Origin of the sequence: Serratia sp. Ser99 (assembly GCF_024519545.1) — a bacterium.
GTDB lineage: Bacteria > Pseudomonadota > Gammaproteobacteria > Enterobacterales > Enterobacteriaceae > Serratia > Serratia liquefaciens.
Genome location: NZ_JALJRT010000002.1, coordinates 60890 through 84993 on the forward strand (window position 1 = coordinate 60890; position 24104 = coordinate 84993).

Below are 24104 nucleotides of genomic sequence, written 5' to 3' on the forward strand. Positions count from 1 at the left end.
AACAAAAATGGCAGGGGGCTGGCTTGGTTAAGCCAAAACCCGCCCACATAGTAAAGAGGCCGCACAAGGAATTTTTATTTAGTCGCGACAGCCACCGCTTCGGTTGGCTAGAATGAATGAGATAGTACTAACAACCTGTTAATAAAGGCGGAATCTGTGGAGTTTATATCTGTTTACGGCCTGTTTCTGGCCAAAGTCGCGACGGTTGTGATTGCCATCGCCGCGCTGGCGTTGCTGGCGGTCAGCCTTGGGCAACGCAAAGCCCGACACAAAGGGGAACTGCAGCTTACCGACCTCGGAGAACAATACCGGGACATGCAGCGCGATATGCGTTTGGCGCGGATGGGCGAGGCGGAACAAAAGGCCTGGAGCAAGCAGTTTAAAAAGCAGACCAAAGCCGACGATAAACTGAAGAAGCAGCGTGCCAAAGCCGGGGCGGTGGAAGCCACCAAACCTTGTCTTTACGTGCTGGATTTCAAAGGCAGCATGGATGCCCATGAAGTGACTTCACTGCGCGAGGAAGTTTCCGCGGTGCTGGCCGTGGCGACGCCGCAAGATGAAGTTCTGCTGCGGTTGGAAAGCCCGGGCGGGGTGGTTCATGGCTACGGGCTGGCTTCATCGCAGTTGGCCCGTTTGCGTGCCGGCGGCATTCGCCTGACGGTCGCGGTAGACAAAGTCGCCGCCAGCGGCGGTTACATGATGGCCTGCGTGGCGGATCGCATTGTGGCCGCGCCCTTTGCCATCATTGGTTCGATCGGCGTCGTGGCGCAAATCCCGAACTTCCACCGCTTGCTGAAAAAGAATGATATTGATGTGGAGTTGCACACCGCCGGCGAGTTCAAACGCACATTGACGCTGTTTGGTGAAAACACCGAGCAGGGGCGTGAGAAGTTCCGTGAAGATCTGAATGAAACCCACGAACTGTTTAAAGAGTTTGTGCATCAGCAGCGCCCATCGCTGGATATCGACAGCGTGGCGACCGGTGAACACTGGTTCGGGACCCAGGCGAAAGAAAAAGGGTTGGTTGATGCAATTGGCACCAGTGACGATCTGCTGATTGCTGAAATGGAAAATCACGAGGTGGTGGGGGTGCGCTATGCACGTCGTAAACGCCTGATGGATCGTTTTACCGGCAGCGCGGCCGAAAGTGTCGATCGTCTGCTGTTACGTTGGTGGCAGCGCGGGGAAAAACCGCTGCTTTAAGCGTAGCGATTAAATAGCAGGGGGGCTGAACCCCCCTTTTTTTTATGCTTAATCGACCAAATGGTATTTCTCAGAAAACACGTGAGCCAGGTGTTTAAACATATTAAATACTGCGGTAGTTTTTGCCGTTGGCAATCCATCAGGATCTAAAAAGAATTCTCCGCGAAAAACTAAAACGCTGCCTTTTTGTTCAACATCGGTAGCAACCATGCCATGCAGATAATCATCGTGCTGGCGAATCAGGTTATTTGCTTCTTGCAGTAAGGTTTCACGATCAATGGGTAAGGTATTAGCGCGCATTTATTACACTCCAAACATAAATTCTGCTCATATTCTAACGTCAGTTCGCATTTATCCGCAAACAGACTAAGGTTTATTTGCCGTCTGGATGGCTAGCGGTATCTGCCGATTGGCGAAATCTGCCTTTCCGTGCTAATTAGGTTGCGTGACGCTTTTTATCAGGTACAGTGTGGGATTTTGCGGCGTCGGGTGGAAGGTTTTGTTTACGCCATAAATGAGTCTCACACAGCCATACTTCTGGGGCATGGGTGAATAGCAGGCAGGATCAACAACTTGCGTTCAGGTTGAGCAGTTAAGCAGCCAACAGAAAAAAACATGTTGATCTCTTGCCAGACTGCCGCAATATAAAAAAGAGATATGAATCGCTGCGGCACGGCGAGATAAAAGACTTCTTTTTAGAAGAAATAAAATTAGGTAAAGGTAAATATGGGTAAAGCTCTCGTAATAGTTGAGTCCCCGGCAAAAGCCAAAACTATTAATAAATACTTAGGTAATGACTACGTGGTGAAGTCCAGCGTCGGTCATATCCGTGATTTGCCGACCAGTGGCTCAGCCAGCAAAAAGAGCGCTGACTCAACCGAAAACAAAGCCAAGAAGAAAGTTAAAAAAGATGAGAAGACGGCGCTGGTAAATCGGATGGGCGTCGATCCTTACCATGGCTGGGAAGCGCAATATGAAATTCTGCCGGGTAAAGAAAAAGTTGTCGCCGAGTTAAAGTCGTTAGCGGAAAACGCTGACCACATTTATCTCGCAACCGACCTTGACCGCGAAGGGGAAGCCATTGCCTGGCACCTGCGGGAAGTGATTGGGGGTGACGACAAACGCTTTAGCCGCGTGGTGTTTAACGAAATTACCAAGAACGCGATCCAAAATGCGTTCAAACAGCCGGGTGAGCTGAATATCGATCGTGTTAACGCACAGCAGGCGCGTCGTTTTATGGACCGCGTTGTGGGTTACATGGTTTCGCCACTGCTGTGGAAGAAAATTGCCCGTGGCCTGTCGGCTGGGCGTGTGCAATCCGTTGCGGTACGGCTGGTGGTAGAGCGTGAACGCGATATCAAAGCCTTCGTGCCGGAAGAATATTGGGAATTGCACGCCGATTTGTTAGCGAAGGGCGATACCGCGCTGCAAATGGAAGTTACGCATGCCCACGACAAACCTTTCAAGCCGGTTAACCGCGAGCAGACTCACGCCGCGCTTAAACTGCTGGAAAAAGCCCGCTATACGGTACTGGATCGCGAAGACAAACCGACCAGTAGCAAGCCGGGTGCGCCTTACATTACTTCTACGTTGCAGCAGGCAGCCAGTACCCGTCTGAGCTTTGGCGTGAAGAAAACCATGATGATGGCCCAGCGCCTGTATGAAGCCGGTCACATTACCTATATGCGTACCGACTCCACCAACCTGAGCCAGGATGCGCTCAACATGGTGCGTGGTTACATCGGCGAAAACTTCGGTGATAAGTACCTGCCGAAAGCGCCGAACCAGTACAGCAGCAAAGAAAACTCGCAGGAAGCGCATGAAGCTATCCGACCTTCGGATGTGAACGTGCTGGCCGAACAGTTGAAAGACATGGAAGCGGATGCGCAGAAACTGTATCAGCTGATTTGGCGCCAGTTCGTCGCCTGCCAGATGACGCCGGCGCAGTACGACTCCACCACGCTGTCGGTTAAAGCCGCTGATTACCTGTTGCGCGCCAAAGGCCGTACGCTGCGTTTCGATGGCTGGACCAAAGTGATGCCTGCGCTGCGCAAGGGCGATGAAGACCGCACCTTGCCGTATGTAGAAGTGGGCAGCGAGCTGGAACTGCAAAAGCTGATCCCAAGCCAGCACTTTACCAAACCGCCTGCACGTTACAGTGAAGCCTCGTTGGTCAAAGAGCTGGAAAAACGCGGTATCGGCCGCCCATCTACCTACGCTTCGATTATCTCAACCATTCAGGATCGTGGCTATGTGCGGGTCGAAAGCCGCCGTTTCTACGCCGAAAAAATGGGCGAGATCGTTACTGACCGTCTGGAAGAAAACTTCCGCGAGCTGATGAACTATGACTTCACCGCCCGCATGGAAGATGGTCTGGACCAGGTAGCGAACAACCACGCCGAGTGGAAAGCGGTGCTGGATGAATTCTTTGCCGAATTCAGCGAACAGCTGGAAACGGCGGAAAAAGATCCTGAAGAAGGCGGTATGCGCCCGAATCAGATGGTGATGACCAGCATTGACTGCCCGACCTGCGGTCGCAAGATGGGCATTCGTACCGCCAGCACCGGCGTCTTCCTTGGCTGTTCCGGCTATGCGCTGACGCCGAAAGAACGCTGCAAAACCACCATTAACCTGGTGCCGGAAACGGAAGTGCTGAACGTTCTCGAAGGGGATGATGCGGAAACCAACGCATTGCGTGCACGCCGTCGTTGCCAGAAATGCGGCACGGCGATGGACAGCTACCTGATCGATAACCAGCGCAAGCTGCACGTGTGCGGTAATAACCCAGCGTGTGACGGCTACGAGATCGAAGAGGGCGAATTCCGCCTGAAAGGCTATGACGGCCCGGTGGTTGAGTGCGATAAATGTGGTTCCGAAATGCACCTGAAAATGGGGCGCTTCGGCAAGTACATGGGATGCACCAACGAGAACTGTAAAAACACCCGCAAGATCCTGCGTAACGGTGATGTTGCACCGCCGAAGGAAGATCCGGTTCCATTGCCGGAACTGCCGTGCGAAAAGTCGGATGCTTACTTTGTTCTGCGTGACGGCGCAGCCGGGGTGTTCCTGGCGGCCAATACCTTCCCTAAATCGCGCGAAACCCGTGCGCCATTGGTGGAAGAACTGGCTCGCTTCAAGGATCGCCTGCCTGAAAAGCTGCGTTATCTGGCAGATGCGCCGGTAACGGATGCGGAAGGCAACAAAACCATGGTGCGTTTCAGCCGTAAAACCAAACAGCAGTATGTCTCTTCGGAGAAAGACGGCAAAGCCACCGGCTGGTCCGCTTTCTACATCGATGGCAAATGGGTTGAAGGCAAAAAGTAAATTTGCAGCCTGAATGCAACATAAAAAAACCAGCCCCCGTGGCTGGTTTTTTATTGGCTAAAGCTGGCGAACAGATCTATTCTTTGCTCCTTTTTCCATCCTGGCCCCCGGGTTTCACGTTGATCGCAATGCAAAATAATCGTTACCATAGTGTGACGCGGATCTATACTTGAAGCTGTAGCGTGATATAGTGGTTATATAAAAAGTTTTTTTATGATTAAAGCTTATTAGCAACGGCGGTTTCTTCAGCCTCTGAGTGAAACACTGTGTTCATGGCTTATTCGTTTTCAGCATACCGGGGCGACACCGATATACCTGGCTGCGGCTCAACGCAGTGTTTAACCTAGGATGGTATAAGATATGAAATTGCAGCAGCTTCGTTACATCGTGGAAGTGGTTAACCACAACCTGAATGTCTCCTCGACGGCAGAAGGGCTTTACACCTCGCAGCCCGGCATCAGTAAGCAGGTACGGATGCTGGAAGATGAGCTGGGTATCCAGATTTTCGCCCGCAGTGGCAAGCACCTGACTCAGGTCACGCCGGCAGGATTGGAAATCATCCGTATTGCGCGTGAAGTTTTGTCCAAAGTGGATGCTATCAAAGCCGTCGCCGGCGAGCATACCTACCCGGACAAAGGCTCGTTGTACGTAGCGACCACCCACACCCAGGCGCGCTACGCGCTGCCTAACGTCATTAAAGGCTTTATTGAGCGCTATCCGCGAGTCTCTCTGCACATGCATCAGGGATCGCCGACGCAAATTGCGGAAGCCGTCTCTAAAGGCACGGCAGATTTCGCCATTGCCACTGAAGCGCTGCACCTCTACGACGATTTAATCATGCTGCCGTGCTATCACTGGAACCGCGCGGTAGTGGTGAAGCCCGATCATCCTTTAGCCGGTAAAAGCCACATTACCATCGAAGAACTGGCGGCTTATCCTATCGTGACCTATACCTTCGGCTTCACCGGCCGCTCTGAGTTGGATACGGCATTCAACCGTGCCGGACTGACACCGCGCATCGTATTTACGGCTACCGATGCCGACGTGATTAAAACATACGTGCGTCTGGGCCTTGGGGTGGGTGTGATCGCCAGCATGGCGGTGGACCCGATACAAGATCCGGATCTGGTGACGGTGGATGCTCGTGATATCTTCACCTACAGCACCACCAAAATCGGCTTCCGTCGCAGTACCTTCCTGCGCAGCTATATGTACGATTTTATCCAGCGTTTTGCGCCACACCTGACGCGTGACGTGGTCGACAACGCGGTTGCACTGCGTTCCAACGAAGAAATCGAAGCGATGTTCAAGGACATCAAGCTGCCGGAAAAATAAGCCGGTAATCTAACGACTAGTAAAAAGATTTATTCAGCAGGAGAGGCACGTTCTCTCCTGCTTTCACCTCTTACTGACTTCCTTCATTCAGGCTTTAGTTCCTCTGTTAACCGCCTTTTGCCAGTTTACGCTGTACTGAAAGCAGGGTGCGCCGTCGAATCCACCCGCTGGCGGGACGGATCATCGCCCAATAGCCGGCAAGCCGCGCTTTAACCTGCGATGTCGGGCACCAGATAAAGGTTTCGGTACGCAGCATAGCGAGCCCGGAAGCCTCCGGGATAACCTTAAAACGCAGCACCAGTTTTGCGGCTTTCTGGTCGTTAAATTGGTGAAAATCCTCTGCAGTTGCCAGTTTATTGACGCCCAACATAGGCCGCCAAAAACGCCCGGCCAGCCCCAGCGAGACTTCATGGCTGTCCTGATGGAGCAGGGTAAAGGTGTCGAAGCCAAAGGCCGCTGGCGGCGTAGTAAGCTCGGTTTTGAAGAGCCGTTGGCGCACCGTGCCCGGCAGTTGGCGTAGCATCAGCAGCCTGCGGATGATCGGGTCTTCCGCCATATCCAGTGATAACACCGCTTGAATAATGGCTTCGGGTGCAGCATCAATAGCCTCTGACTGATGTCTTTCGTAAAAACTGAACGCGGGAAGATAAGCCGAAGCATCTTGCCAGCCACGACACTGCCGTTCACTGACGAACCCCAAAAATGCCACTGCGCGCTCCTTAAGCTCAAGTTGTTAGCCATCCGTCGCCGCGCCAACGGAGGTCGGGACGCGGGGGCATTGTCGAACGATACTATACTGGCATTGCGCGCTATGTTCCCACTAGTGTGATGATGAAACCTTTGCTTTTGCACTGCCATCGACGCATGTCCGACCAGTTAGCTGCCATTCTTAGACTAATCCGCAGACCTAACAAGCACTTACCTTCATTGATTGTTATTGCCTATCGTTATGATCAAAACGTGTTGTTATCAAAACGTTACGTCATCTTTGTGTTATCTTTAAATAAGACCTCAGTGATTACCCTGTTTTAGACATAATAAGAAATGGAGGAGCTATGTCGTCCGATCTTCGTGAAACGAGTATGGATAAGCTGGTGGCACTCAATACTGAGTACGGCTATTACAGCCTGCCATTGGCGGCAAAACAGTTGGGCAACATCGACCGACTGCCAAAATCAATGAAAGTACTGTTGGAAAACTTGCTGCGCCATGTGGATGGCGACACCGTGCAGGTTGACGATCTGAAAGCTATTGTTGGCTGGTTGCAAACGGGCCATGCCGATCGTGAGATTGCCTACCGTCCGGCCCGCGTGCTGATGCAGGATTTTACCGGTGTGCCAGCGGTCGTAGATTTGGCTGCGATGCGTGAAGCGGTGCAGCGGTTAGGCGGGAACGTTGACCAGGTCAACCCGCTGTCACCGGTCGATTTGGTGATTGACCACTCGGTCACCGTTGATGAGTTCGGCGATGACGACGCTTTTGAAGAAAACGTGCGCATTGAAATGGAGCGCAACCACGAGCGTTACACCTTCCTGCGTTGGGGGCAAAAAGCTTTTAACCGCTTCCGCGTTGTGCCGCCGGGCACCGGTATCTGCCACCAGGTCAACCTGGAGTATCTCGGCCAAACCGTATGGCATACGGACGAGAGCGGGCAGCGTATCGCTTACCCGGATACCCTGGTCGGTACCGATTCTCACACCACCATGATCAACGGTCTGGGCATTCTGGGCTGGGGTGTGGGCGGTATTGAAGCCGAAGCGGCGATGTTGGGTCAACCGGTGTCTATGCTGATCCCTGACGTGGTGGGCTTTAAACTGACCGGTAAGCTGAGCGAAGGCATTACCGCCACCGATCTGGTGTTGACCGTGACCCAAATGCTGCGCAAACACGGCGTGGTGGGGAAATTTGTCGAGTTTTATGGTGACGGCCTGGCAGACCTACCGTTGGCCGACCGGGCAACCATTGCCAACATGTCGCCAGAGTTTGGCGCGACCTGCGGCTTCTTCCCGGTGGACGAAGTGACGCTGGGTTACATGAAGCTCAGTGGCCGTAGCGACGAGCAAATCGCACTGGTAGAAGCCTATGCCAAAGCGCAAGGCATGTGGCGTAACCCGGGCGATGAACCGGTCTTTACCAGCACGCTGGCGTTGGATATGTCGACGGTGGTCGCCAGCCTGGCAGGGCCGAAGCGCCCTCAGGATCGCGTCGCGCTGCCGGACGTGCCTAAGGCGTTCAACGCCGCGACCGAGCTCGAGATCGGCAATCAGCATCGCAAGTCCGAATTCAAAACCTTCACTTTGAACCAACAGCAGCATGAGCTGCATAACGGCGCGGTGGTTATCGCGGCCATTACTTCTTGCACCAATACCTCGAACCCCAGCGTAATGATGGCAGCCGGCCTATTGGCGAAGAACGCGGTTAACAAAGGTTTGCGAACCAAGCCTTGGGTGAAAACCTCGTTGGCACCGGGGTCCAAAGTGGTGACTGACTATTTTGACAGCGCCAAACTGACCGCCTACCTGGAGGAACTCGGTTTTAATCTGGTCGGTTACGGCTGTACCACCTGTATCGGTAACTCCGGGCCATTGCCTGATCCGATTGAGCAGGCGATTAAAGAGGGTGATTTGACCGTAGGGGCGGTGCTATCCGGCAACCGTAACTTTGAAGGCCGTATCCATCCGCTGGTCAAAACCAACTGGTTGGCTTCACCGCCGCTGGTGGTCGCTTATGCGCTGGCCGGCAGCATGAAGATTGATCTGACCAAAGAGCCTCTGGGCGAAGGTCACGACGGGCAGCCGGTCTATCTGAAGGATATCTGGCCGAGCAGCAAAGATATTGCCCAGGCGGTGGAAGAAGTTCGCACTGAGATGTTCCATAAGGAATACGGCGCGGTATTTGACGGTGACGCCAACTGGCAGTCGATTCAGGTTACCGGCTCGGCCACTTATCAATGGCAGGCGGATTCCACCTATATCCGTCATCCGCCATTCTTCAGCACCATGAAGGTGAAGCCGGACCCGGTACGGGACATCAAAGATGCGCGTATTCTGGCGATCCTGGCCGACTCGGTGACCACCGACCATATCTCTCCAGCGGGGAATATCAAGCGTGACAGTCCAGCGGGACGTTATCTGAGCGATCATGGTGTTGCGGCGCAGGACTTTAACTCCTACGGCTCTCGCCGTGGTAACCATGAAGTGATGATGCGCGGCACCTTTGCCAATATCCGTATTCGTAACGAAATGGTGCCGGGTGTTGAGGGGGGCTACACGCGCCATATTCCGTCGCAGAATCAGCTGTCGATCTATGACGCCGCCATGCAGTATCAACAAGAAGGCGTGCCGTTGGCGGTGATTGCCGGTAAAGAATACGGTTCAGGCTCCAGCCGTGACTGGGCGGCGAAGGGGCCGCGGTTGCTGGGTGTTCGGGTGGTGATTGCCGAGTCCTTTGAGCGTATTCACCGTTCTAACCTGATTGGGATGGGCATTCTGCCGCTGGAATTCCCGGCAGGCGTGACGCGCAAAACGCTGGGGTTGAGCGGTGACGAGCAGATCAGCGTCAGTGGGCTGCAAACGCTGCAGCCGGGGCAGACGGTGCCGGTACATATCATCTATGCCGACGGGCGCAAGGAAGTGGTGAATACCCGTTGTCGTATCGATACTGGCAACGAGCTCACTTACTATGAAAACGACGGTATCCTGCACTATGTGATCAGGAAAATGCTGTAATAAAAAAGGGCGCCTTATTCGGCGCCCTGATTTTTTCCCGCAGGGAAATTACTTCTGGTCCAGCAAATGGCCCATTTTGGCTGCCTTGGTGGCCAGGTAACGCTCGTTTTTCGGGTTGCGGCCAACGATCAGCGGCACGCGCTCGGTGATGTTGATGCCGGCTTCCGTCAGGATCTCAACCTTTTTCGGGTTGTTGGTCAGCAAGCGTACCGCATCCACGCCCAACAGCTTGAACATGTCGGCGCACAGGGTGAAGTCGCGCTCATCGGCGGCAAAGCCCAACTGATGATTGGCCTCTACCGTATCCGCGCCTTTGTCCTGCAATGCATAAGCGCGGATTTTATTCAGCAAACCGATATTGCGACCTTCCTGACGATGGTAGAGCAGGATACCGCGACCTTCCTCTGCGATATGCTCCAGCGCAGCTTCCAACTGAAAACCGCAGTCGCAGCGCAGGCTGAATAATGCATCACCGGTCAGACACTCAGAATGTACGCGTGAGAGTACCGGCGTCGCGCCAGAAATATCACCGAACACCAGCGCCAAATGGTCGTGTCCGGTAGCCAGTTCTTCGAATCCTACCATCAGGAAATCGCCCCAAGGTGTTGGCAATTTGGCCTCTGCCACCCGTTTAAGCTGCATGTTGCTCTCCACAAATACATCCGATTCAATCATGGTTGCGCATCCTACTTCCGGTACGGTGAACTGACCAGTATTAAAATGCGCAACGACGATCGGCATTTCGTTAATTATCGGCTATTTTGCCATAACTTCTTGCCCTGCGGTGCTCAGCAAACCAGCATCCGGCGTTTTCAGCCAACTATTATTGCGATAGGTTTTTTATCTGTTTAATTTTTAGAGTGTTATCGATATTACAAGATTGTTACACTGCAAATTGGCTTAAGCAAAGGACGATAGGAATGTTTGAGATAGCAAAACGCACGGCGGCAGGTGCCATAGTTCTGCTGCTGATGCCTTTGGCGGTGTGGCTTTCCGGCTGGCAATGGCAACCGGGGGGCGACGGACGCCTTCTGAAAGGTCTGTACTGGCTGACCGAAACGGTCACTTCCCCCTGGGGCATTATCACCAATATCATTCTTTGCGCCTGGTTCCTGTGGTGCCTGCGTTTTCGCATCAAGCCGGCCATTGGCCTGCTGGTGCTGCTCAGCGCGTCGATAATGATTGGCCAGGGCGTGAAGTCCTTTATCAAGGACCGGGTACAAGAGCCACGGCCTTTCGTGCTGTGGCTGGAATCAGCCCATCAGATTGATGAAAAGTACTTTTACTCACTCAAGCGCAAAGAGCGGGGGGCGTTGGTCAAAGAGCAACTGCAGGACCAACCGCTGGTGCCTGTATGGTTGCGCGAACATTGGCAGTTTGAGACCGGTTTTGCGTTTCCTTCGGGCCATACCATGTTTGCCGCCAGTTGGGCGCTGCTGGGCGTGGGGTTGCTGTGGCCGCGTAGGCACTACAAGACCGTGGCGATACTGATGGTTTGGGCAGTAGGGGTGATGGGGAGCCGTTTGTTGCTGGGGATGCATTGGCCACGTGATCTGGCGGTGGCGACCTTGATTAGCTGGTTGCTGGTCACCCTGGCCTGTTGGCTGGTGCAACGCTGGTTCGGGCCGTTGACGCCACCACCGCAAGAGCAACAGGAAATCGCAGAAAGAACTCTGTCTGACAAAAACTAGGTGACCATGTCACTTTTGCGGCGTCAGGATGGCGCCGTATTAACCACTTACATAGCACTTCATTGCAATTCGCATTAACGCCCCCATATCTTTATTAATCCATTATTTTGAGAAGCTTTCTCATTAATTTGTTCGGGAGTGCCGTTTACTGTCGAATATGCCAGCATATATGGTTTTATCGTGCCGCAGGGTTTCCCTGCTACGACGGGAAATGCTAACTTATTAGTTAGGGACGCCACGTATTGGCATAGTTCATCCGATTAACTCGGCATCGCGGGAAAGAATGTGAAATATTTGCTGATTTTTTTGTTGGTTCTGGTGATCTTCGTGATTTCTGTCACGTTGGGCGCGCATAACGATCAGGTGGTGAGTTTTAACTATCTGGTTGCGCAGGGCGACTATCGCGTATCGACTCTGTTGGCGGCGTTGTTTGGCGCCGGTTTTGTTCTCGGTTGGGTCATTTGCGGCCTGTTTTATCTGCGTACCCGCATTGCGCTGGGGCGTGCCGAACGCAAAATCAAAAGGCTGGAACTGCAGCTTGAACAACCTGCTGAGCCGGCAGCTCAGTCCGTTGTCAGCAAGGAATAATCTTCTATGTTAGAGCTGCTGTTTCTGTTGCTGCCCGTGGCTGCCGCGTACGGATGGTACATGGGGCGCAGAAGTGCTCAACAGGATAAACAACAGGAAGCCAACCGTCTGTCGCGCGAGTACGTGGCCGGGGTTAACTTCCTGCTCTCCAACCAGCAGGATAAAGCGGTCGATCTGTTCCTTGATATGTTGAAAGAGGACAGCAACACCGTTGAAGCCCACCTGACGCTGGGTAACCTGTTCCGTTCGCGTGGTGAAGTCGACCGCGCTATACGCATCCACCAGGCGCTGATGGAAAGCGCTTCCCTGACCTTCGAACAACGTTTGCTGGCCGTGCAACAGCTGGGCCGCGACTACATGGCCGCTGGCATGTACGATCGTGCCGAAGACATGTTTGGCCAACTGGTTGGCGAAGAGGATTTCCGTCTTTCTGCGCTACAGCAGCTGTTGGCTATCCATCAGGCCACCAGCGACTGGTTGAAAGCCATCGACGTGGCGGAAAAACTGGTCAAATTAGGCAAAGACAAACAGCGCGTCGAGATCGCACATTTCTATTGCGAACTGGCCTTGCAGGCGATGGGCAGCGACGATCTCGATAAAGCGATGGGATTGTTGAAACGCGCGGCTTCCGCCGACAATCAGTGTGCGCGTGTATCTATCATGGTGGGACGTATTTATATGGCCCAGGGTGAGTACGCCAAGGCGGTTGAGTCGCTACAGCGCGTGCTGAATCAGGATAAAGAACTGGTGAGCGAAACCCTCCCGATGCTGCAAGAGTGTTACCAGCATCTGGAACAGCAGCAGGGTTGGGCGGACTTTCTCAAGCGCTGCGTGGAAGAGAATACCGGCGCTACTGCAGAACTGATGCTGGCGGAAATAATTGAGCAGCATGAAGGGCGTGACGTGGTGCAGGTGTATATCAACCGGCAGCTACAGCGCCACCCGACCATGCGAGTATTTTACCGCCTGATGGATTATCACCTGGCGGATGCGGAAGATGGTCGTGCCAAAGAGAGTCTGTTACTGCTGCGCGATATGGTCGGCGAGCAAATTCGTACCAAACCGCGCTACCGCTGTCATAAATGCGGTTTTACCGCTCACTCGCTGTATTGGCATTGCCCGTCATGTCGGGCCTGGTCATCGGTTAAGCCGATCCGCGGGTTGGACGGACAATAGCGACAATAAAAAACGGGGCCTAATCAGGCCCCGTTTTCTTATGATCACTAAACCGACTTATTTTTTCTTGCCGGTCTTCGCGCTACCTTTCAACAGCTGACGCAGCTTCTTCAACTCTTTCTGATTCAGCGGTTGCTCAACTTCTTCTTCAATCCCCTGATTATCGATTTCGCCATGATGCAACTCGGCTGCTTTTTTAGCCGGTTTTTCCGCTTTGGTCGGAAGATCGAAGCTGCTTTCTAGACGCTGGCAAACCTCGGCACTCAGAGAGAGTTGATTATCGGCAGCAATGGCACGAATTTTTTCTTTGAGTTCCAGAGGAATTTTAATGGTTAATGTAGATATCTCGCTCATTTTGAAGCCTTTCTGCGGGAGGATTGCCTTCAAGCTAAGCCACTATGGGGAGAGAGTCTAGTGTGTAATAAAAATTTAATATTTTTGTAACATTGCAGTGCGGGAATAGCGAACGATCTGGCGGGGGAAATAAAGTAAAGCCCGGCGTGCCGGGCCCTATACCTAATAGCTTATTTGTAGATAACTGCGGTACCACTCAGCATGTTGTTACCACCGGCAGAAATGATGCGGTAGCTGCTGGCGCCTTGGGCGTCGGCTTTAGCGGCCAGTTTGGCTTCCAGGCCACTCAGGGTAGTGGCATGACCGGCGGAAACGACGCCTGAAGCGGTCAGGCTGCTGGCCTGTTGCTGATCCACCGGTTCAGCGGCGAAGGTAGCGAAAGAGGTCATGGCGATAACGGCTGCTGCTGCAAAATATTTGATGCTTTTCATGAGAGACTCCAGTCTGTTTGTTTAGGTTGGAAGGCGTATGCTTCCGATGTGTTGAATAATAAAGCATCCGTAGGGATTTAAAATCTGATAATGCTGAGTATGTTGTTCAAATTATTTGATTTATAATTTACGCATCTTTACGGCGGTTTACGCAGGCTGGGTTAAGGGCGGTCAGGGGTTATTGACGCTTGATGACGTACGAGGGGATAACATTACTTAAGCGCAGAGCGCGCTGCGGCTGGGATTTCTGTCGGCCGGCATGTAGAATGCGGCGGTCAGTTTGGCGGGTTATTACCTATTTATGTCCATTTTACAGAAGGTAGAAGAAATGAAGTCTGAAAATAACATCAATAACAATGACTTAAAATCATCTCCGATCATCGTTGCGCTGGATTACGCAGATATTGGCGCGGCACTGGCATTTGCCGATCGTATTGATCCGCAGGACTGCCGGTTAAAAGTGGGCAAGGAAATGTTCACCCTGTTTGGGCCGCAACTGGTGCGCGATTTACACTCGCGTGGTTTCGACGTGTTCCTGGATTTGAAATTCCATGACATTCCCAACACCACCGCCCGTGCCGTTGCTGCGGCGGCCGAGTTGGGTGTATGGATGGTGAACGTGCATGCCAGCGGTGGTGCACGCATGATGACCGCAGCGAAAGAAGCATTGCTACCCTATGGCGCTCAGGCCCCGTTGCTGATCGCCGTCACCGTGCTGACCAGCATGGAAGCAGAAGATCTGCGTGGCATCGGTATCGAGCTTTCTCCGGCCGAGCATGCAGAGCGCTTGGCACGTCTGACCCGCGATTGTGGGTTGGATGGCGTAGTTTGTTCAGCGCACGAAGCCGAGCGTCTCAAAACTGCCTGTGGTCAACAATTCCAATTGGTGACGCCGGGTATCCGTCCTGAAGGCAGCGACGCCGGCGATCAGCGACGCATCATGACGCCGGTACAGGCGCAAGCGGCTGGCGTTGATTATATGGTGATTGGGCGCCCGATCACCCAATCCGCCGATCCCGCTGCTACGCTAAGTGCGATCCGCGCTTCTCTGGCTTAAGGAGACGACAATGAACAACGATAACAGCCGGCTGGTGTATTCCACCGATAGCGGGCGTATCAAGCAGGAAGACGTCAAACCGCCGCGTGAAAAGGGCGACGGTATCGTGCGTATTCAGCGCCAGACCAGCGGGCGCAAGGGAAAGGGCGTTTGCCTGATCACCGGCGTTGAGCTGGATGATGCCGCATTGGACAAGCTGGCGGCAGAGCTCAAGAAAAAATGCGGCTGCGGCGGTTCGGTGAAAGAGGGCGTGATCGAGATCCAGGGCGATAAGCGGGATCTGCTTAAACAGCTGTTGGAAGCCAAAGGGATGAAGGTCAAGCTGGCGGGTGGCTAATCGAATCGCCTGAGCGAATGGCCATGCCGCGGTGCAATACTGCGGCATGGCTGGGATACTGCTGCCGGGCGTTAACCCGTTGATGGCAACCCGCCATCGATGAAAGGTAAAACAGACCTGAAATAATCTTTATTATGCGTAATACGTCAAAGCGATATCGCTTTTGCCAGCCTGTCGGCAGAGGTATCTGAATACTGGCCGAACAGGTTATTTACCTACCTGATGACCAATGATGCCCCCCACCGCAGCCCCGCCGAGCGTACCCAGTGCGCTACCATCGGTCAGCACCGCGCCGCCTACGGCCCCCGCACCGGCACCAATGGCGGTGTTACGGTCACGTTTGGACATGTTTGAACAAGCGCTGAGTGAAAACGCCAGAGTAAGCGCCAGAGCGGCGGTGGCAAAACGTTTATTGATAATCATCATAATGACTTCTCCTTAGCATTGGCTATCTGGGAGTGCCTATTAAGTATAGGCATGAACCCGAATTTCGGCCTGCTAGTGGCTCCCAGTAAGTATCGCTATAAAAAATGGCATTTTTTGTTAAAGGCAGAATAATTGAAACACCCAGAGCGCTCCCTCCGCCAATATTCACTATAAGCTTCTGCTGAACGATAAACAGGTAAATAGTCTTAAAGTCCATTGCGCGCTATTTAATCCCCAACGCGCAAATTGCCGTTTCCAGCAGAAGACTACGCGGTCTTTAGCGATTTACGCCATACCGCCCCCAAGCCTGCCTGCCGACAATATTCCCAACAGGGTTAACCGGGAAAGAAACATGCTTAACGATCTCAAGCAGCAGGTATTGGAGGCCAATCTGGCGCTGCCACGCCATCATCTGGTGACCTTCACCTGGGGGAATGTCAGCGCTGTCGATCGGCGTGAGGGATTGATGGTGATCAAACCCTCGGGGGTGGAATACGGGGTGATGACCCGTGACGATATGGTGGTGCTGGAACTGGAAAGCGGCAAGGTGGTGGAGGGGGACAAAAAGCCCTCTTCAGACAGCGATACCCACCGCGTGCTGTACCTGGAATTTGGCGATGCCGGGGGCATAGTGCACACCCATTCGCGGCATGCCACCATTTGGGCGCAGGCCGGGTTGGATATTCCGGCCTGGGGCACAACGCACGCCGACTATTTCTACGGCGACATTCCCTGTACCCGACGGATGCAGGATGAGGAAATTAATGGCCGCTATGAATGGGAGACCGGCAGAGTGATTGTCGAAACCTTTGGCCAGCGCCGGTTAAATCCGGCGGCGGTGCCGGGCGTGCTGGTGCATTCTCATGGCCCCTTTACCTGGGGGGAAAACGCAGAAACCGCGGTTCATAATGCGGTAGTGTTGGAAGAAATTGCCTATATGGGGATTTTTTCGCGCCAATTGTCGCCGGGCCTGGCGAATATGCAGCAAACCCTGCTGGACAAACATTACCTGCGCAAGCACGGTAAAAACGCCTACTACGGCCAGTGAGCATCAGGAGGTCCGCCTGTCGGCGGCTCTCCCGTTGTTTCGTCTGAAGGCTAGTCGTTCACCATATCCAACTGTATTCCCTGGCGCTTCAACAGGTGTTGATACTCCAACGACAGCCGCGAATCGGTGATTACCCTCTGAACCTTGCCCTGCTGGGCCAGCGGATTAGGCTGAATTTGACCGAATTTTGACGAGTCGGTCAGGACAATATTTTCTACGCCCTTCGCCAGCACGGCGTTGACCACATCGGCGCGCATCATATCGCGGCCGGTGAAGCCAGTATCCGCATGATAGCCATCGATGCCAATAAACGCCTTGCTGAAATGCACTTGCTGAATGCATTGGCGGGTTAATGGCCCGACCACGGTCTCGCTCTTTTTCTGGTACATGCCGCCCAGCACGATCACTTCGCAATCCGTCTCTTTTAGCAGATTGGCGATATAGTGGCTGACGGTGATCAGCGTGATGCGTTTGCGCTCGGCGATATAACGCGCCAGCAGCGCGTTGGCGCTGCCGCTTTCGATAAAAATGGTCTCATCGTCGTTAACCAGCGAGGCGGCATACTGCGCCAGCTTTTGCTTGAGGGTGAAGTTGGACATCATGCGCGCATCGACGTCGTCGCTTTCTAATGCCAGCGCGGAACCGTGCACCCGTTTCAGGTAGCTGCGTTTCTCCAGCAGGTTCAAATCCTGGCGGATCGTCACTTCTGAAACGCCGGTGGCCGCGGCCAAATCGCTGACGCTGATACGCCGGCGATCGTTTACCAATTGAAGTATTGTCTGTTGTCTTGAATTCATATCAACCTGATGTGCGGCCACCAATGTGCGGCCGCTAATATTTATTGTTTAAATAGTATGTTCTGTTCGCGCAATAATATCATCCTGCGCGTCAGGGGATAATGCGGTAAAGAAAGCGGAATATCCAGCAACGCGGACCACTAAATCACGATATTGGTCAGGATGTTGCTTCGCTTTCAGCAGCGTTTCCCGCGACACGATGTTGTATTGCACGTGCCAACCCTGGTAGTCCTCAAAGAAGGTGCGCAGCATCAACATCAGTTTTTCTCGGTCCCGCGGATCCTCCAACGTCGCCGGGTTCAGTTTCTGATTCAGCAACACGCCGCCGAGGATCGACGCGGTGGGCAGTTTGGACAGCGAATTGAACACGGCGGTCGGTCCCAGATGATCGGTACCGGAGGCCGGGCTGGCACCTTCCGCCAACGGCGTATGCGCTTTACGGCCGTCTGGCGTGGCCAGGGTAGCCGCGCCAAAGGGCACGTTAGCTGAAATCGACGAGGTTCCGGCGTAGTAGGTGCCGCCTATCGGGCCACGACCAAAGCGGGTGTTGTGGTACTGCTTCAGTTCGTCGATATAAGTCTGATAAGCACGCACCAGCAGTTGATCGACCTCATCCTCGTCGTTACCGTATTTTGGAGCGGCGTTGAGCAGACGCTGGCGTAACTGTTCGCCGCTCAATCCGTCGAAGTCATTTTCCAGCGCTGCCGCCAATTGCCGTTGGCCAATAACCCCTTGTTCGAAGACCAGCTTGCGCACCGCCGCCAGGCTGTTGCCCAGGTTGGCTATGCCGACCTGCAGACCAGAAACCCAATCGTATTTTGCGCCACCTTGCTTGATACTTTTGCCGCGTTCGATGCAGTCATCCACCAGCGCTGAGCAGAGGATATCGTGAGCGTTTTCTTCTAATACGGTATCGACCACGCATTCAATTTCAATCGACTTGCGCGTGTAATAGCGGATCTGGCTGTCCCAAGCGCCCAGCACCTGCTCAAAGTCGGCGAAGTTTTCCTTCGAGAGCGCCTCTGCTTGTGGCAGGAAAATTTTGCCGGAGGTCGCATCGCGCCCTTGTTCCAGTGCCGCCAGCATGACGCGAGCGAAGTTGATAAAGCTCATGCCGGTGCAGCGGTAACCCCATTTCCCGCCCACGGCGGTTTCGATACAGCCGATCGCCGCGTAGTCATAGGCATCCTGCGGCTCCACGCCCAGTTTGATAAACTCAGGGATAACGATTTCATCGTTGTTAAAGGCTGGCATGCCAAACCCACAGCGGATCACCTGCACGCAGGCGTCGAGGAAGTCGTTACTCATTCCTGCATGGTAACGCACGCTGAGATTAGGCTGGGTGGAGCGTAAGCGCCCGCAGGACTCCAGAATGGCATAGGACAAGGGGTTAACCGCATCGCAGGGTTTGCCGTTGATCAGTTGCTGTCCGCCAATAGTGACGTTCTGATACAGAGGACTGCCTGCCGAGGCTTTGGAGTGAGAACCGGAACGGATCTTGTTGATCTCCAACAGCTTCAACCAACAACTGTGCAGCATTTCAATCGCACGCTCGCGTGGCAACGTCTGTTCCAACTCTACGTCACGACGGTACCAGGGGTAGAGATATTGGTCGAGGCGGCCAAAGGACACCGAATGGCCGTTGGATTCAATCTGTAGCGTCAGTTGAATGAAGTAGCACAGTTGCAGGGCCTGCCAGAAGGTTTGTGGTGGCCGATGGGCAATCAGCTCACAGTTTTCCGCGATGGCCAGCAGCTCTTCACGCCGCCACAAACGGTTTTCCGTCTGCGCCATGTCGCGCGCCAACTGGGCAAAGCGCAAGATATGCGCGCTCAGCGCTTCCAGGGTCAGATCGATTGCCTTCAGGAATTGCTCCTGATGCAACTCTTCCCAGTCGGTAAGCCGGATACGACTGCGACGTTCATCGACTTTCTCGCGCAGCCCGTCGAGGCCTTTTTCCAACAGTAATGGGAAATTCACCGCGAGATGGGCATCCCCTGAGGTCATATTGCCTTCAGCCTTGATGATACCGGTGGCTAGCAGGGCCTTTTGTTCGTCGGTAAACATGCCGTAGCAGCGATCTTGCACCGTCTGGCCGCGCCACCACGGGCATAGCCGATGCAAAATGGCCTTGTTCTCTTCGCTGACTGAGAAACCGGCGCCCGGACGGTCGGCCAGTTGGTCAATCTCGTCTTCGATCCAACTGACGGTATATTCGGGGAAAATCGGCGCAGCGCGTAATTCGCTGGCCTGGTTGCCGATAATCAACTCGTCGTTATCGATTCGCAAAGTTCGCTTAGCCAAATGGTTAGCCAATGCCAGTGCCCGACGAACCGGCAAGGGTTTGTCCTGATGCTGCTGATAGGCTTCGGTGTAGTGCTGGGCGCGTTCGGTGCAAACCGGCGGTTTGACGATATGGATCAGCGCGTTCTTGTGAGCCTGGGTGCGTTCGGACAGGGTGGTCAGATCCAGCTTAGTCATGGTGTTATCCTCGCAAAATGGCAGTCAGCCCTTTGGCCTCGGCGTACTGTTCGGCATAGGCCAGCAGTTCAGGGGCATCTAGTGGGGTGCGGGCCGCGTGATATGGCTCGCCGAGCAGGTTATATTTGTTGATACCCAACGTGTGGTACGGCAAGAAATGAATCTCTGTAACGCCGGCCTCATCGGCGGCGAAATCGACAATCGCGCGAATTGAACTGCGATCGGCGTTAAAGTCGGGGATCAGCGGGACGCGCACGGTCATTTGTGTACCGTGGGCTGCCAGGCGGCGGAAGTTTTCCATTACCCGTTTGGCGGAGCCGCCGGTCCACTGCTTGAAACGTTTTTCATCGACGTGTTTCAAATCCGCCAGCATCAGATCGAGCCAAGGCAGCGAAGGTGCTATGTGCGACCAGGGCGTATGCATGCAAGATTCCACCGCGGTATGAATGCCGGCCTCACGGCCTCGTTTCAGCAGTTCTGCCGCCACGGCAGGCTGCATGAAGGGTTCACCGCCGGAGAGGGTCAGGCCGCCACCGGTGCGCAGATAAAAAGGCCGATCGCGCAGCACCTCGGTCATGATATCGTCGATATTTACTGCGCTGCCGCACAGGCTGAGTGCGTCGGTTGGGCAACGGGCGGCTAATGCGGCATACTCTTCGTGGCTGAGTAACTCGCGCTGGATCAGCAGGTTGTCGTCTATTCGTTGAATCGCCTGAGGATGGCCTTCGGCGCACAGGGTACAGCCGCTGAGGCATAAACGCGGATCGAACAGCAAATCCGCTTTTCGCGAGCGGCTTTCCGGATTCTGGCACCAGAGACAGCCCAACGAGCAGCCCTTCAGGAACACTACGCTGCGGATGCCTGGACCATCATGGGTGGAATAGCGCTGCAGATTGAAGATCACGAGTCACCTGTCATTCGGTTGCTTTTCTTTTGTCATTAAAGTTGTTTCGAATGAAAGTTGATTTGATTTCGATCAAATATAAATGCGTTGCATGTTCCTACTATGATGAGAGTTTGAATTCGTCCACAAAAGATTCAGGAGTCCGTAATGGAGCTTTATCTCGATACCGCCGATGTGAACGCAGTAAAACGACTGGCGCGCATCCTGCCTCTGCACGGTGTGACCACCAATCCGAGCATCGTTGCCAAAGAGGGAAAACCGATTTGGGAAGTGTTACCGGCGCTGCGCGATGCGCTGGGGGGCACCGGCAAACTCTTTGCTCAGGTGATGGCTAACGACGCCGAGCGCATGGTGGCGGAAGCGGCGTTGCTTCATCAGCGAGTGCCTGGGCTGGTGGTTAAGGTACCGGCGACCGCAGAAGGCTTGGCAGCGATTAAAAAACTGAAGTCGATGTCGATTCCTACGCTGGGGACGGCGGTTTATGGTGCGGGTCAGGGACTGCTGGCGGCGCTGGCGGGGGCTGAGTATGTGGCCCCTTACGTGAATCGCCTGGACGCGCAGGGCGGTGACGGCATTGAGATGGTTCACGAGCTGCAGCAATTGCTGACGCTGCACGCGCCGGTAGCCCGGGTGCTGGCGGCCAGTTTCAAAACGCCGCGTCAGGCGCTGGAATGCTTGCTGGCGGGTTGTCAGGCCATCACTCTGCCGGTCGACGTGGCTGAGCAGTTCCTTGCGGCACCGGCGGTTCAGGCCGCGGTAGAGAAATTCGAGCAAGATTGGCAGGGGGCGTTCGGCACTAATCTGCTGAACTGAGAGCCGCATAAGCAAAGAAAAGGGAGGCCGTTGACAAAGTGCTCTGTTGTTTAATGGTAGGGGCGCTGCATGCTGCGCCCAATAGCACAATCGATGGGTTAAATCGGGTCGAACATGTTCGACCCCTACCGGTTTAGCCTTTTCGCAGGTTTGTCAGCAGTCTGAGGGCGCCGCAGCGCCCTGATTATAACCAACTGAATTTAAACATTTTCACGCAGGACGATCGGCGACTCCTGCGCCGTAGGCTGGCTAGCATTCAGCGCGCGACGGATCACAAAGAAGGCGGAGACCAGCATGGTTACCGCCACCAGCATAAAGAAAGCGCACAGTGCGGCGTTAATCTGGTTACTGAAAACGATGGTCTCCATATCCTTCAGCGTCTTGGCCGGCGCGATCAGCGTGCCTTGTTCAATACCGGCAGAGAATTTCTTCGCCTGCGCCAGGAAGCCGATGCTCGGTTTCTCGTGGAATATTTTCTGCCAGCCGGCGGTCATTGAGGTAATAAACAACCAGACGGTCGGCAAAATGGTCACCCAGGCATAGCGCTGTTTTTTCATTTTGAACAGCACCACGGTACCGAGGATCAAGGCCATCGAGGCCAGCATCTGGTTGCCGATACCGAACAGCGGCCACAGCGTATTGATGCCGCCGAGCGGATCGACCACCCCCTGATAGACAAAGAAGCCCCAGCCGGCGACGGCCACGGTGGTTCCCGCCAGATTACCGAACCAAGAACGGTTGTTAGCTAACCTTGGGATCGCTACACCGACCAGATCCTGCACCATAAAGCGACAGGCACGGGTCCCGGCATCGACGGCGGTCAGAATAAACAGCGCCTCGAACAGAATGGCGAAGTGGTACCAGAAGGCCATCATTGCGCGGCTGTTAAACACCTCGGTAATGATATGTGCCATGCCCACGGCGAAGGTCGGGGCGCCGCCGGCGCGCGACAGGATGGAGTGCTCCCCGACGTCCTTGGCAATCATCGTCAGGGTTTCCGGGGTGATCATAAAGCCCCAGCTGTTAATCACCTGAGAGGCATTTTCCACCGTGGTGCCGATCAGCGCCGCCGGCGAGTTCATGGCGAAGTAAACGCCTGGGTCGATCACCGACGCGCAAATCAACGCCATGATAGCCACGAAGGACTCCATCAGCATGGCGCCATAACCGATAAAGCGAATATGGCTCTCGCGCTCCACCAGTTTCGGCGTGGTACCGCTGGAAACCAGCGCATGGAAACCGGAAATCGAACCACAGGCGATGGTGATAAACAGGAACGGGAACAGCGAGCCGGCGAACACCGGGCCGCTGCCGTCGATAAAGCGCGATACCGCCGGCATTTTCATTTCCGGCATGGCGAAGACGATACCTACAGCCAATCCGATAATGACGCCAATCTTCATAAAGGTGGACAAATAGTCACGCGGTGCCAACAGCAGCCACACCGGCAACACCGAAGCAACAAAGCCGTAAATTACCAACACCCAGGTCAGCGTGGTGCCGTGCAGCGTAAAGAACGGGCCCCAATAGGGGTCTTGCGCCACGTTGCCGCCGTAGATGATCGCCAGCAGCATCAGCGCAAAACCGATCACCGAGATTTCAGCGATTTTACCCGGCCGGATAAAACGCATATACACGCCCATAAACAGGGCGATTGGGATGGTTGCAGCGATGGTGAACAAGCCCCAGGGGCTGTCGGCCAGGGCTTTAACCACCACCAGCGCCAGCGCGGACAGAATGATAATCATCACCCCCAGCGCGCCCAGCATGGTGATCACACCGGCGAAGGCACCCAGTTCCTGCTTGGCCATTTCACCCAGCGAACGACCGTCACGACGGGTAGAGATGAACAGGATCAGGAAGTCCTGCACGGCGCCGGCCAGCATTACCCCGACCAGGATCCAGATAGTGCCGGGCAGAAAGCCCATTTGCGCTGCCAGAATAGGGCCAACCAGCGGCCCGGCCCCGGCGATGGCGGCAAAGTGATGGCCAAACAACACCCACTTGTTGGTGGGGACATAGTCCAATCCGTCGTTGCGACGTTCGGCCGGGGTCATGCGGCGGTCGTCGAGCTCAAAGACTTTTTTGGCGATAAACAGACTGTAGAAGCGATAAGCGATGCTGTAACAGGCGACCGCCGCCACCACCAGCCAAACCGCATTGACGTGTTCACCGCGGCTTAGCGCCAGCATGGCGAAGGCGAATGCACCGACCAACGCCACCACCAGCCAGATGATCCCGGACTTGACGTTTTTCATGTTCAACAACTCCTTGGTGTGCAGAAAAAAGAAAGAAGTGTTCTTAGGGAGAATGGCTACAAATTAAAAGTAGGAGTTTTGCAGGCGAAGAGAAGCAGGTCGGATGAGAAATGTGAAGCCGGTTGAGTAATAGCGTAAAAACAAGGTGATGAG

21 protein-coding genes are annotated in these 24104 nt (G+C 54.3%); 11 read left to right on the forward strand and 10 right to left on the reverse strand.

Going from position 1 to position 24104, the window contains the following annotated elements:
* Positions 1 to 156 precede the first annotated feature (156 nt).
* Complete coding sequence (gene sohB, locus NR114_RS04440; protein WP_020827135.1) at positions 157 to 1203, forward strand: protease SohB; 1047 nt, start codon at positions 157 to 159, stop codon at positions 1201 to 1203.
* A 48-nt stretch (positions 1204 to 1251) separates the two neighbouring features.
* Here the strand turns inward: sohB and NR114_RS04445 are convergent, their stop codons facing one another.
* Positions 1252 to 1503 carry a YciN family protein gene (locus NR114_RS04445; RefSeq protein ID WP_129982764.1) on the reverse strand — a complete coding sequence of 84 codons (252 nt, stop codon included), beginning with the start codon at positions 1501 to 1503 and terminating at the stop codon, positions 1252 to 1254.
* A 426-nt stretch (positions 1504 to 1929) separates the two neighbouring features.
* Here NR114_RS04445 and topA point away from each other — a divergent pair, with 426 nt between their 5' ends.
* Together topA and cysB are read left to right on the forward strand one after the other, a co-directional pair.
* On the forward strand, positions 1930 to 4527 hold the full coding sequence (gene topA / locus NR114_RS04450) for a type I DNA topoisomerase (protein ID WP_020827133.1): 2598 nt from the start codon (positions 1930 to 1932) through the stop codon (positions 4525 to 4527).
* 360 nt (positions 4528 to 4887) lie between these two features.
* The gene (gene cysB, locus NR114_RS04455; protein ID WP_020827132.1) at positions 4888 to 5862 is read left to right on the forward strand and encodes an HTH-type transcriptional regulator CysB; all 975 of its coding nucleotides are present in this window, start codon (positions 4888 to 4890) and stop codon (positions 5860 to 5862) included.
* A 106-nt stretch (positions 5863 to 5968) separates the two neighbouring features.
* Here cysB and NR114_RS04460 read toward each other — a convergent pair whose 3' ends face one another.
* Positions 5969 to 6571 carry a hypothetical protein gene (locus tag NR114_RS04460; protein WP_256813648.1) on the reverse strand — a complete coding sequence of 201 codons (603 nt, stop codon included), beginning with the start codon at positions 6569 to 6571 and terminating at the stop codon, positions 5969 to 5971.
* A gap of 346 nt (positions 6572 to 6917) precedes the next feature.
* Between NR114_RS04460 and acnA the strand changes: the two genes are divergently transcribed.
* Entirely contained in the window at positions 6918 to 9590 is a 2673-nt protein-coding gene (gene acnA, locus NR114_RS04465; RefSeq protein ID WP_256813649.1) for an aconitate hydratase AcnA, read from the forward strand.
* A gap of 48 nt (positions 9591 to 9638) precedes the next feature.
* Here the strand turns inward: acnA and ribA are convergent, their stop codons facing one another.
* Positions 9639 to 10232, reverse strand: coding sequence for a GTP cyclohydrolase II (ribA, locus tag NR114_RS04470; protein WP_041415420.1), 594 nt, complete (start codon positions 10230 to 10232; stop codon positions 9639 to 9641).
* A gap of 278 nt (positions 10233 to 10510) precedes the next feature.
* Here ribA and pgpB point away from each other — a divergent pair, with 278 nt between their 5' ends.
* The 3 genes from pgpB to lapB all read left to right on the forward strand — a co-directional run bounded on the left by pgpB (position 10511) and on the right by lapB (position 13045).
* Positions 10511 to 11281, forward strand: coding sequence for a phosphatidylglycerophosphatase B (gene pgpB, locus NR114_RS04475; protein WP_020827128.1), 771 nt, complete (start codon positions 10511 to 10513; stop codon positions 11279 to 11281).
* Positions 11282 to 11566: 285 nt separating this feature from the next.
* Positions 11567 to 11869, forward strand: coding sequence for a LapA family protein (locus NR114_RS04480; protein ID WP_020827127.1), 303 nt, complete (start codon positions 11567 to 11569; stop codon positions 11867 to 11869).
* A 6-nt stretch (positions 11870 to 11875) separates the two neighbouring features.
* The gene (gene lapB / locus NR114_RS04485; RefSeq protein ID WP_020827126.1) at positions 11876 to 13045 is read left to right on the forward strand and encodes a lipopolysaccharide assembly protein LapB; all 1170 of its coding nucleotides are present in this window, start codon (positions 11876 to 11878) and stop codon (positions 13043 to 13045) included.
* A gap of 57 nt (positions 13046 to 13102) precedes the next feature.
* On the opposite strand, the gene NR114_RS04490 is transcribed toward lapB, so the two are convergent.
* Together NR114_RS04490 and NR114_RS04495 are read right to left on the reverse strand one after the other, a co-directional pair.
* Complete coding sequence (locus NR114_RS04490; RefSeq protein ID WP_115058706.1) at positions 13103 to 13399, reverse strand: Arc family DNA-binding protein; 297 nt, start codon at positions 13397 to 13399, stop codon at positions 13103 to 13105.
* A 170-nt stretch (positions 13400 to 13569) separates the two neighbouring features.
* Positions 13570 to 13830 carry a YdgH/BhsA/McbA-like domain containing protein gene (locus tag NR114_RS04495; RefSeq protein ID WP_048758666.1) on the reverse strand — a complete coding sequence of 87 codons (261 nt, stop codon included), beginning with the start codon at positions 13828 to 13830 and terminating at the stop codon, positions 13570 to 13572.
* Positions 13831 to 14158: 328 nt separating this feature from the next.
* On the opposite strand from NR114_RS04495, the gene pyrF reads away from it, so the two are divergent.
* Together pyrF and yciH are read left to right on the forward strand one after the other, a co-directional pair.
* Complete coding sequence (pyrF, locus tag NR114_RS04500; RefSeq protein WP_174574318.1) at positions 14159 to 14887, forward strand: orotidine-5'-phosphate decarboxylase; 729 nt, start codon at positions 14159 to 14161, stop codon at positions 14885 to 14887.
* A gap of 10 nt (positions 14888 to 14897) precedes the next feature.
* Complete coding sequence (gene yciH, locus NR114_RS04505) at positions 14898 to 15224, forward strand: stress response translation initiation inhibitor YciH (RefSeq protein ID WP_256813651.1); 327 nt, start codon at positions 14898 to 14900, stop codon at positions 15222 to 15224.
* A 207-nt stretch (positions 15225 to 15431) separates the two neighbouring features.
* Here yciH and osmB read toward each other — a convergent pair whose 3' ends face one another.
* Positions 15432 to 15650: an osmotically-inducible lipoprotein OsmB gene (gene osmB / locus NR114_RS04510; protein WP_004945176.1), complete on the reverse strand. Its 219-nt coding sequence runs from the start codon at positions 15648 to 15650 to the stop codon at positions 15432 to 15434.
* Between the two features lie 352 nt (positions 15651 to 16002).
* Between osmB and araD the strand changes: the two genes are divergently transcribed.
* The gene (gene araD, locus NR114_RS04515; RefSeq protein ID WP_048758672.1) at positions 16003 to 16698 is read left to right on the forward strand and encodes an L-ribulose-5-phosphate 4-epimerase; all 696 of its coding nucleotides are present in this window, start codon (positions 16003 to 16005) and stop codon (positions 16696 to 16698) included.
* Between the two features lie 50 nt (positions 16699 to 16748).
* On the opposite strand, the gene NR114_RS04520 is transcribed toward araD, so the two are convergent.
* From NR114_RS04520 to NR114_RS04530, 3 genes are read right to left on the reverse strand one after another with little or no spacing between them, the layout of a single operon-like run.
* Positions 16749 to 17495 carry a DNA-binding transcriptional regulator YciT gene (locus NR114_RS04520; protein ID WP_048758675.1) on the reverse strand — a complete coding sequence of 249 codons (747 nt, stop codon included), beginning with the start codon at positions 17493 to 17495 and terminating at the stop codon, positions 16749 to 16751.
* Between the two features lie 48 nt (positions 17496 to 17543).
* Positions 17544 to 19976, reverse strand: coding sequence for a formate C-acetyltransferase/glycerol dehydratase family glycyl radical enzyme (locus NR114_RS04525; protein ID WP_234530047.1), 2433 nt, complete (start codon positions 19974 to 19976; stop codon positions 17544 to 17546).
* A 4-nt stretch (positions 19977 to 19980) separates the two neighbouring features.
* Positions 19981 to 20880, reverse strand: a complete 900-nt coding sequence (locus NR114_RS04530) for a glycyl-radical enzyme activating protein (protein WP_197821015.1) — start codon at positions 20878 to 20880, stop codon at positions 19981 to 19983.
* 147 nt (positions 20881 to 21027) lie between these two features.
* On the opposite strand from NR114_RS04530, the gene fsa reads away from it, so the two are divergent.
* A complete protein-coding gene (gene fsa, locus NR114_RS04535; protein WP_234530045.1) occupies positions 21028 to 21693 on the forward strand; it encodes a fructose-6-phosphate aldolase in 666 nt (221 codons plus the stop codon).
* A 200-nt stretch (positions 21694 to 21893) separates the two neighbouring features.
* Here the strand turns inward: fsa and NR114_RS04540 are convergent, their stop codons facing one another.
* Positions 21894 to 23951 (reverse strand): carbon starvation CstA family protein, encoded by a 2058-nt coding sequence (locus NR114_RS04540; protein WP_046373400.1) that lies wholly within the window; start codon positions 23949 to 23951, stop codon positions 21894 to 21896.
* Positions 23952 to 24104: the final 153 nt, after the last annotated feature.

What these genes read in the sequence shown, in the direction of transcription:
- NR114_RS04445 (WP_129982764.1), bottom strand. Translation starts at nt 1,503, where the DNA reads ATGCGCGCTAATACCTTACCCATTGATCGTGAAACCTTACTGCAAGAA.
- topA (WP_020827133.1), top strand. Translation starts at nt 1,930, where the DNA reads ATGGGTAAAGCTCTCGTAATAGTTGAGTCCCCGGCAAAAGCCAAAACT.
- cysB (WP_020827132.1), top strand. Translation starts at nt 4,888, where the DNA reads ATGAAATTGCAGCAGCTTCGTTACATCGTGGAAGTGGTTAACCACAAC.
- acnA (WP_256813649.1), top strand. Translation starts at nt 6,918, where the DNA reads ATGTCGTCCGATCTTCGTGAAACGAGTATGGATAAGCTGGTGGCACTC.
- ribA (WP_041415420.1), bottom strand. Translation starts at nt 10,232, where the DNA reads ATGCAGCTTAAACGGGTGGCAGAGGCCAAATTGCCAACACCTTGGGGC.
- pgpB (WP_020827128.1), top strand. Translation starts at nt 10,511, where the DNA reads ATGTTTGAGATAGCAAAACGCACGGCGGCAGGTGCCATAGTTCTGCTG.
- lapB (WP_020827126.1), top strand. Translation starts at nt 11,876, where the DNA reads ATGTTAGAGCTGCTGTTTCTGTTGCTGCCCGTGGCTGCCGCGTACGGA.
- NR114_RS04490 (WP_115058706.1), bottom strand. Translation starts at nt 13,399, where the DNA reads ATGAGCGAGATATCTACATTAACCATTAAAATTCCTCTGGAACTCAAA.
- NR114_RS04495 (WP_048758666.1), bottom strand. Translation starts at nt 13,830, where the DNA reads ATGAAAAGCATCAAATATTTTGCAGCAGCAGCCGTTATCGCCATGACC.
- pyrF (WP_174574318.1), top strand. Translation starts at nt 14,159, where the DNA reads ATGAAGTCTGAAAATAACATCAATAACAATGACTTAAAATCATCTCCG.
- yciH (WP_256813651.1), top strand. Translation starts at nt 14,898, where the DNA reads ATGAACAACGATAACAGCCGGCTGGTGTATTCCACCGATAGCGGGCGT.
- osmB (WP_004945176.1), bottom strand. Translation starts at nt 15,650, where the DNA reads ATGATGATTATCAATAAACGTTTTGCCACCGCCGCTCTGGCGCTTACT.
- araD (WP_048758672.1), top strand. Translation starts at nt 16,003, where the DNA reads ATGCTTAACGATCTCAAGCAGCAGGTATTGGAGGCCAATCTGGCGCTG.
- NR114_RS04520 (WP_048758675.1), bottom strand. Translation starts at nt 17,495, where the DNA reads ATGAATTCAAGACAACAGACAATACTTCAATTGGTAAACGATCGCCGG.
- NR114_RS04525 (WP_234530047.1), bottom strand. Translation starts at nt 19,976, where the DNA reads ATGACTAAGCTGGATCTGACCACCCTGTCCGAACGCACCCAGGCTCAC.
- fsa (WP_234530045.1), top strand. Translation starts at nt 21,028, where the DNA reads ATGGAGCTTTATCTCGATACCGCCGATGTGAACGCAGTAAAACGACTG.
- NR114_RS04540 (WP_046373400.1), bottom strand. Translation starts at nt 23,951, where the DNA reads ATGAAAAACGTCAAGTCCGGGATCATCTGGCTGGTGGTGGCGTTGGTC.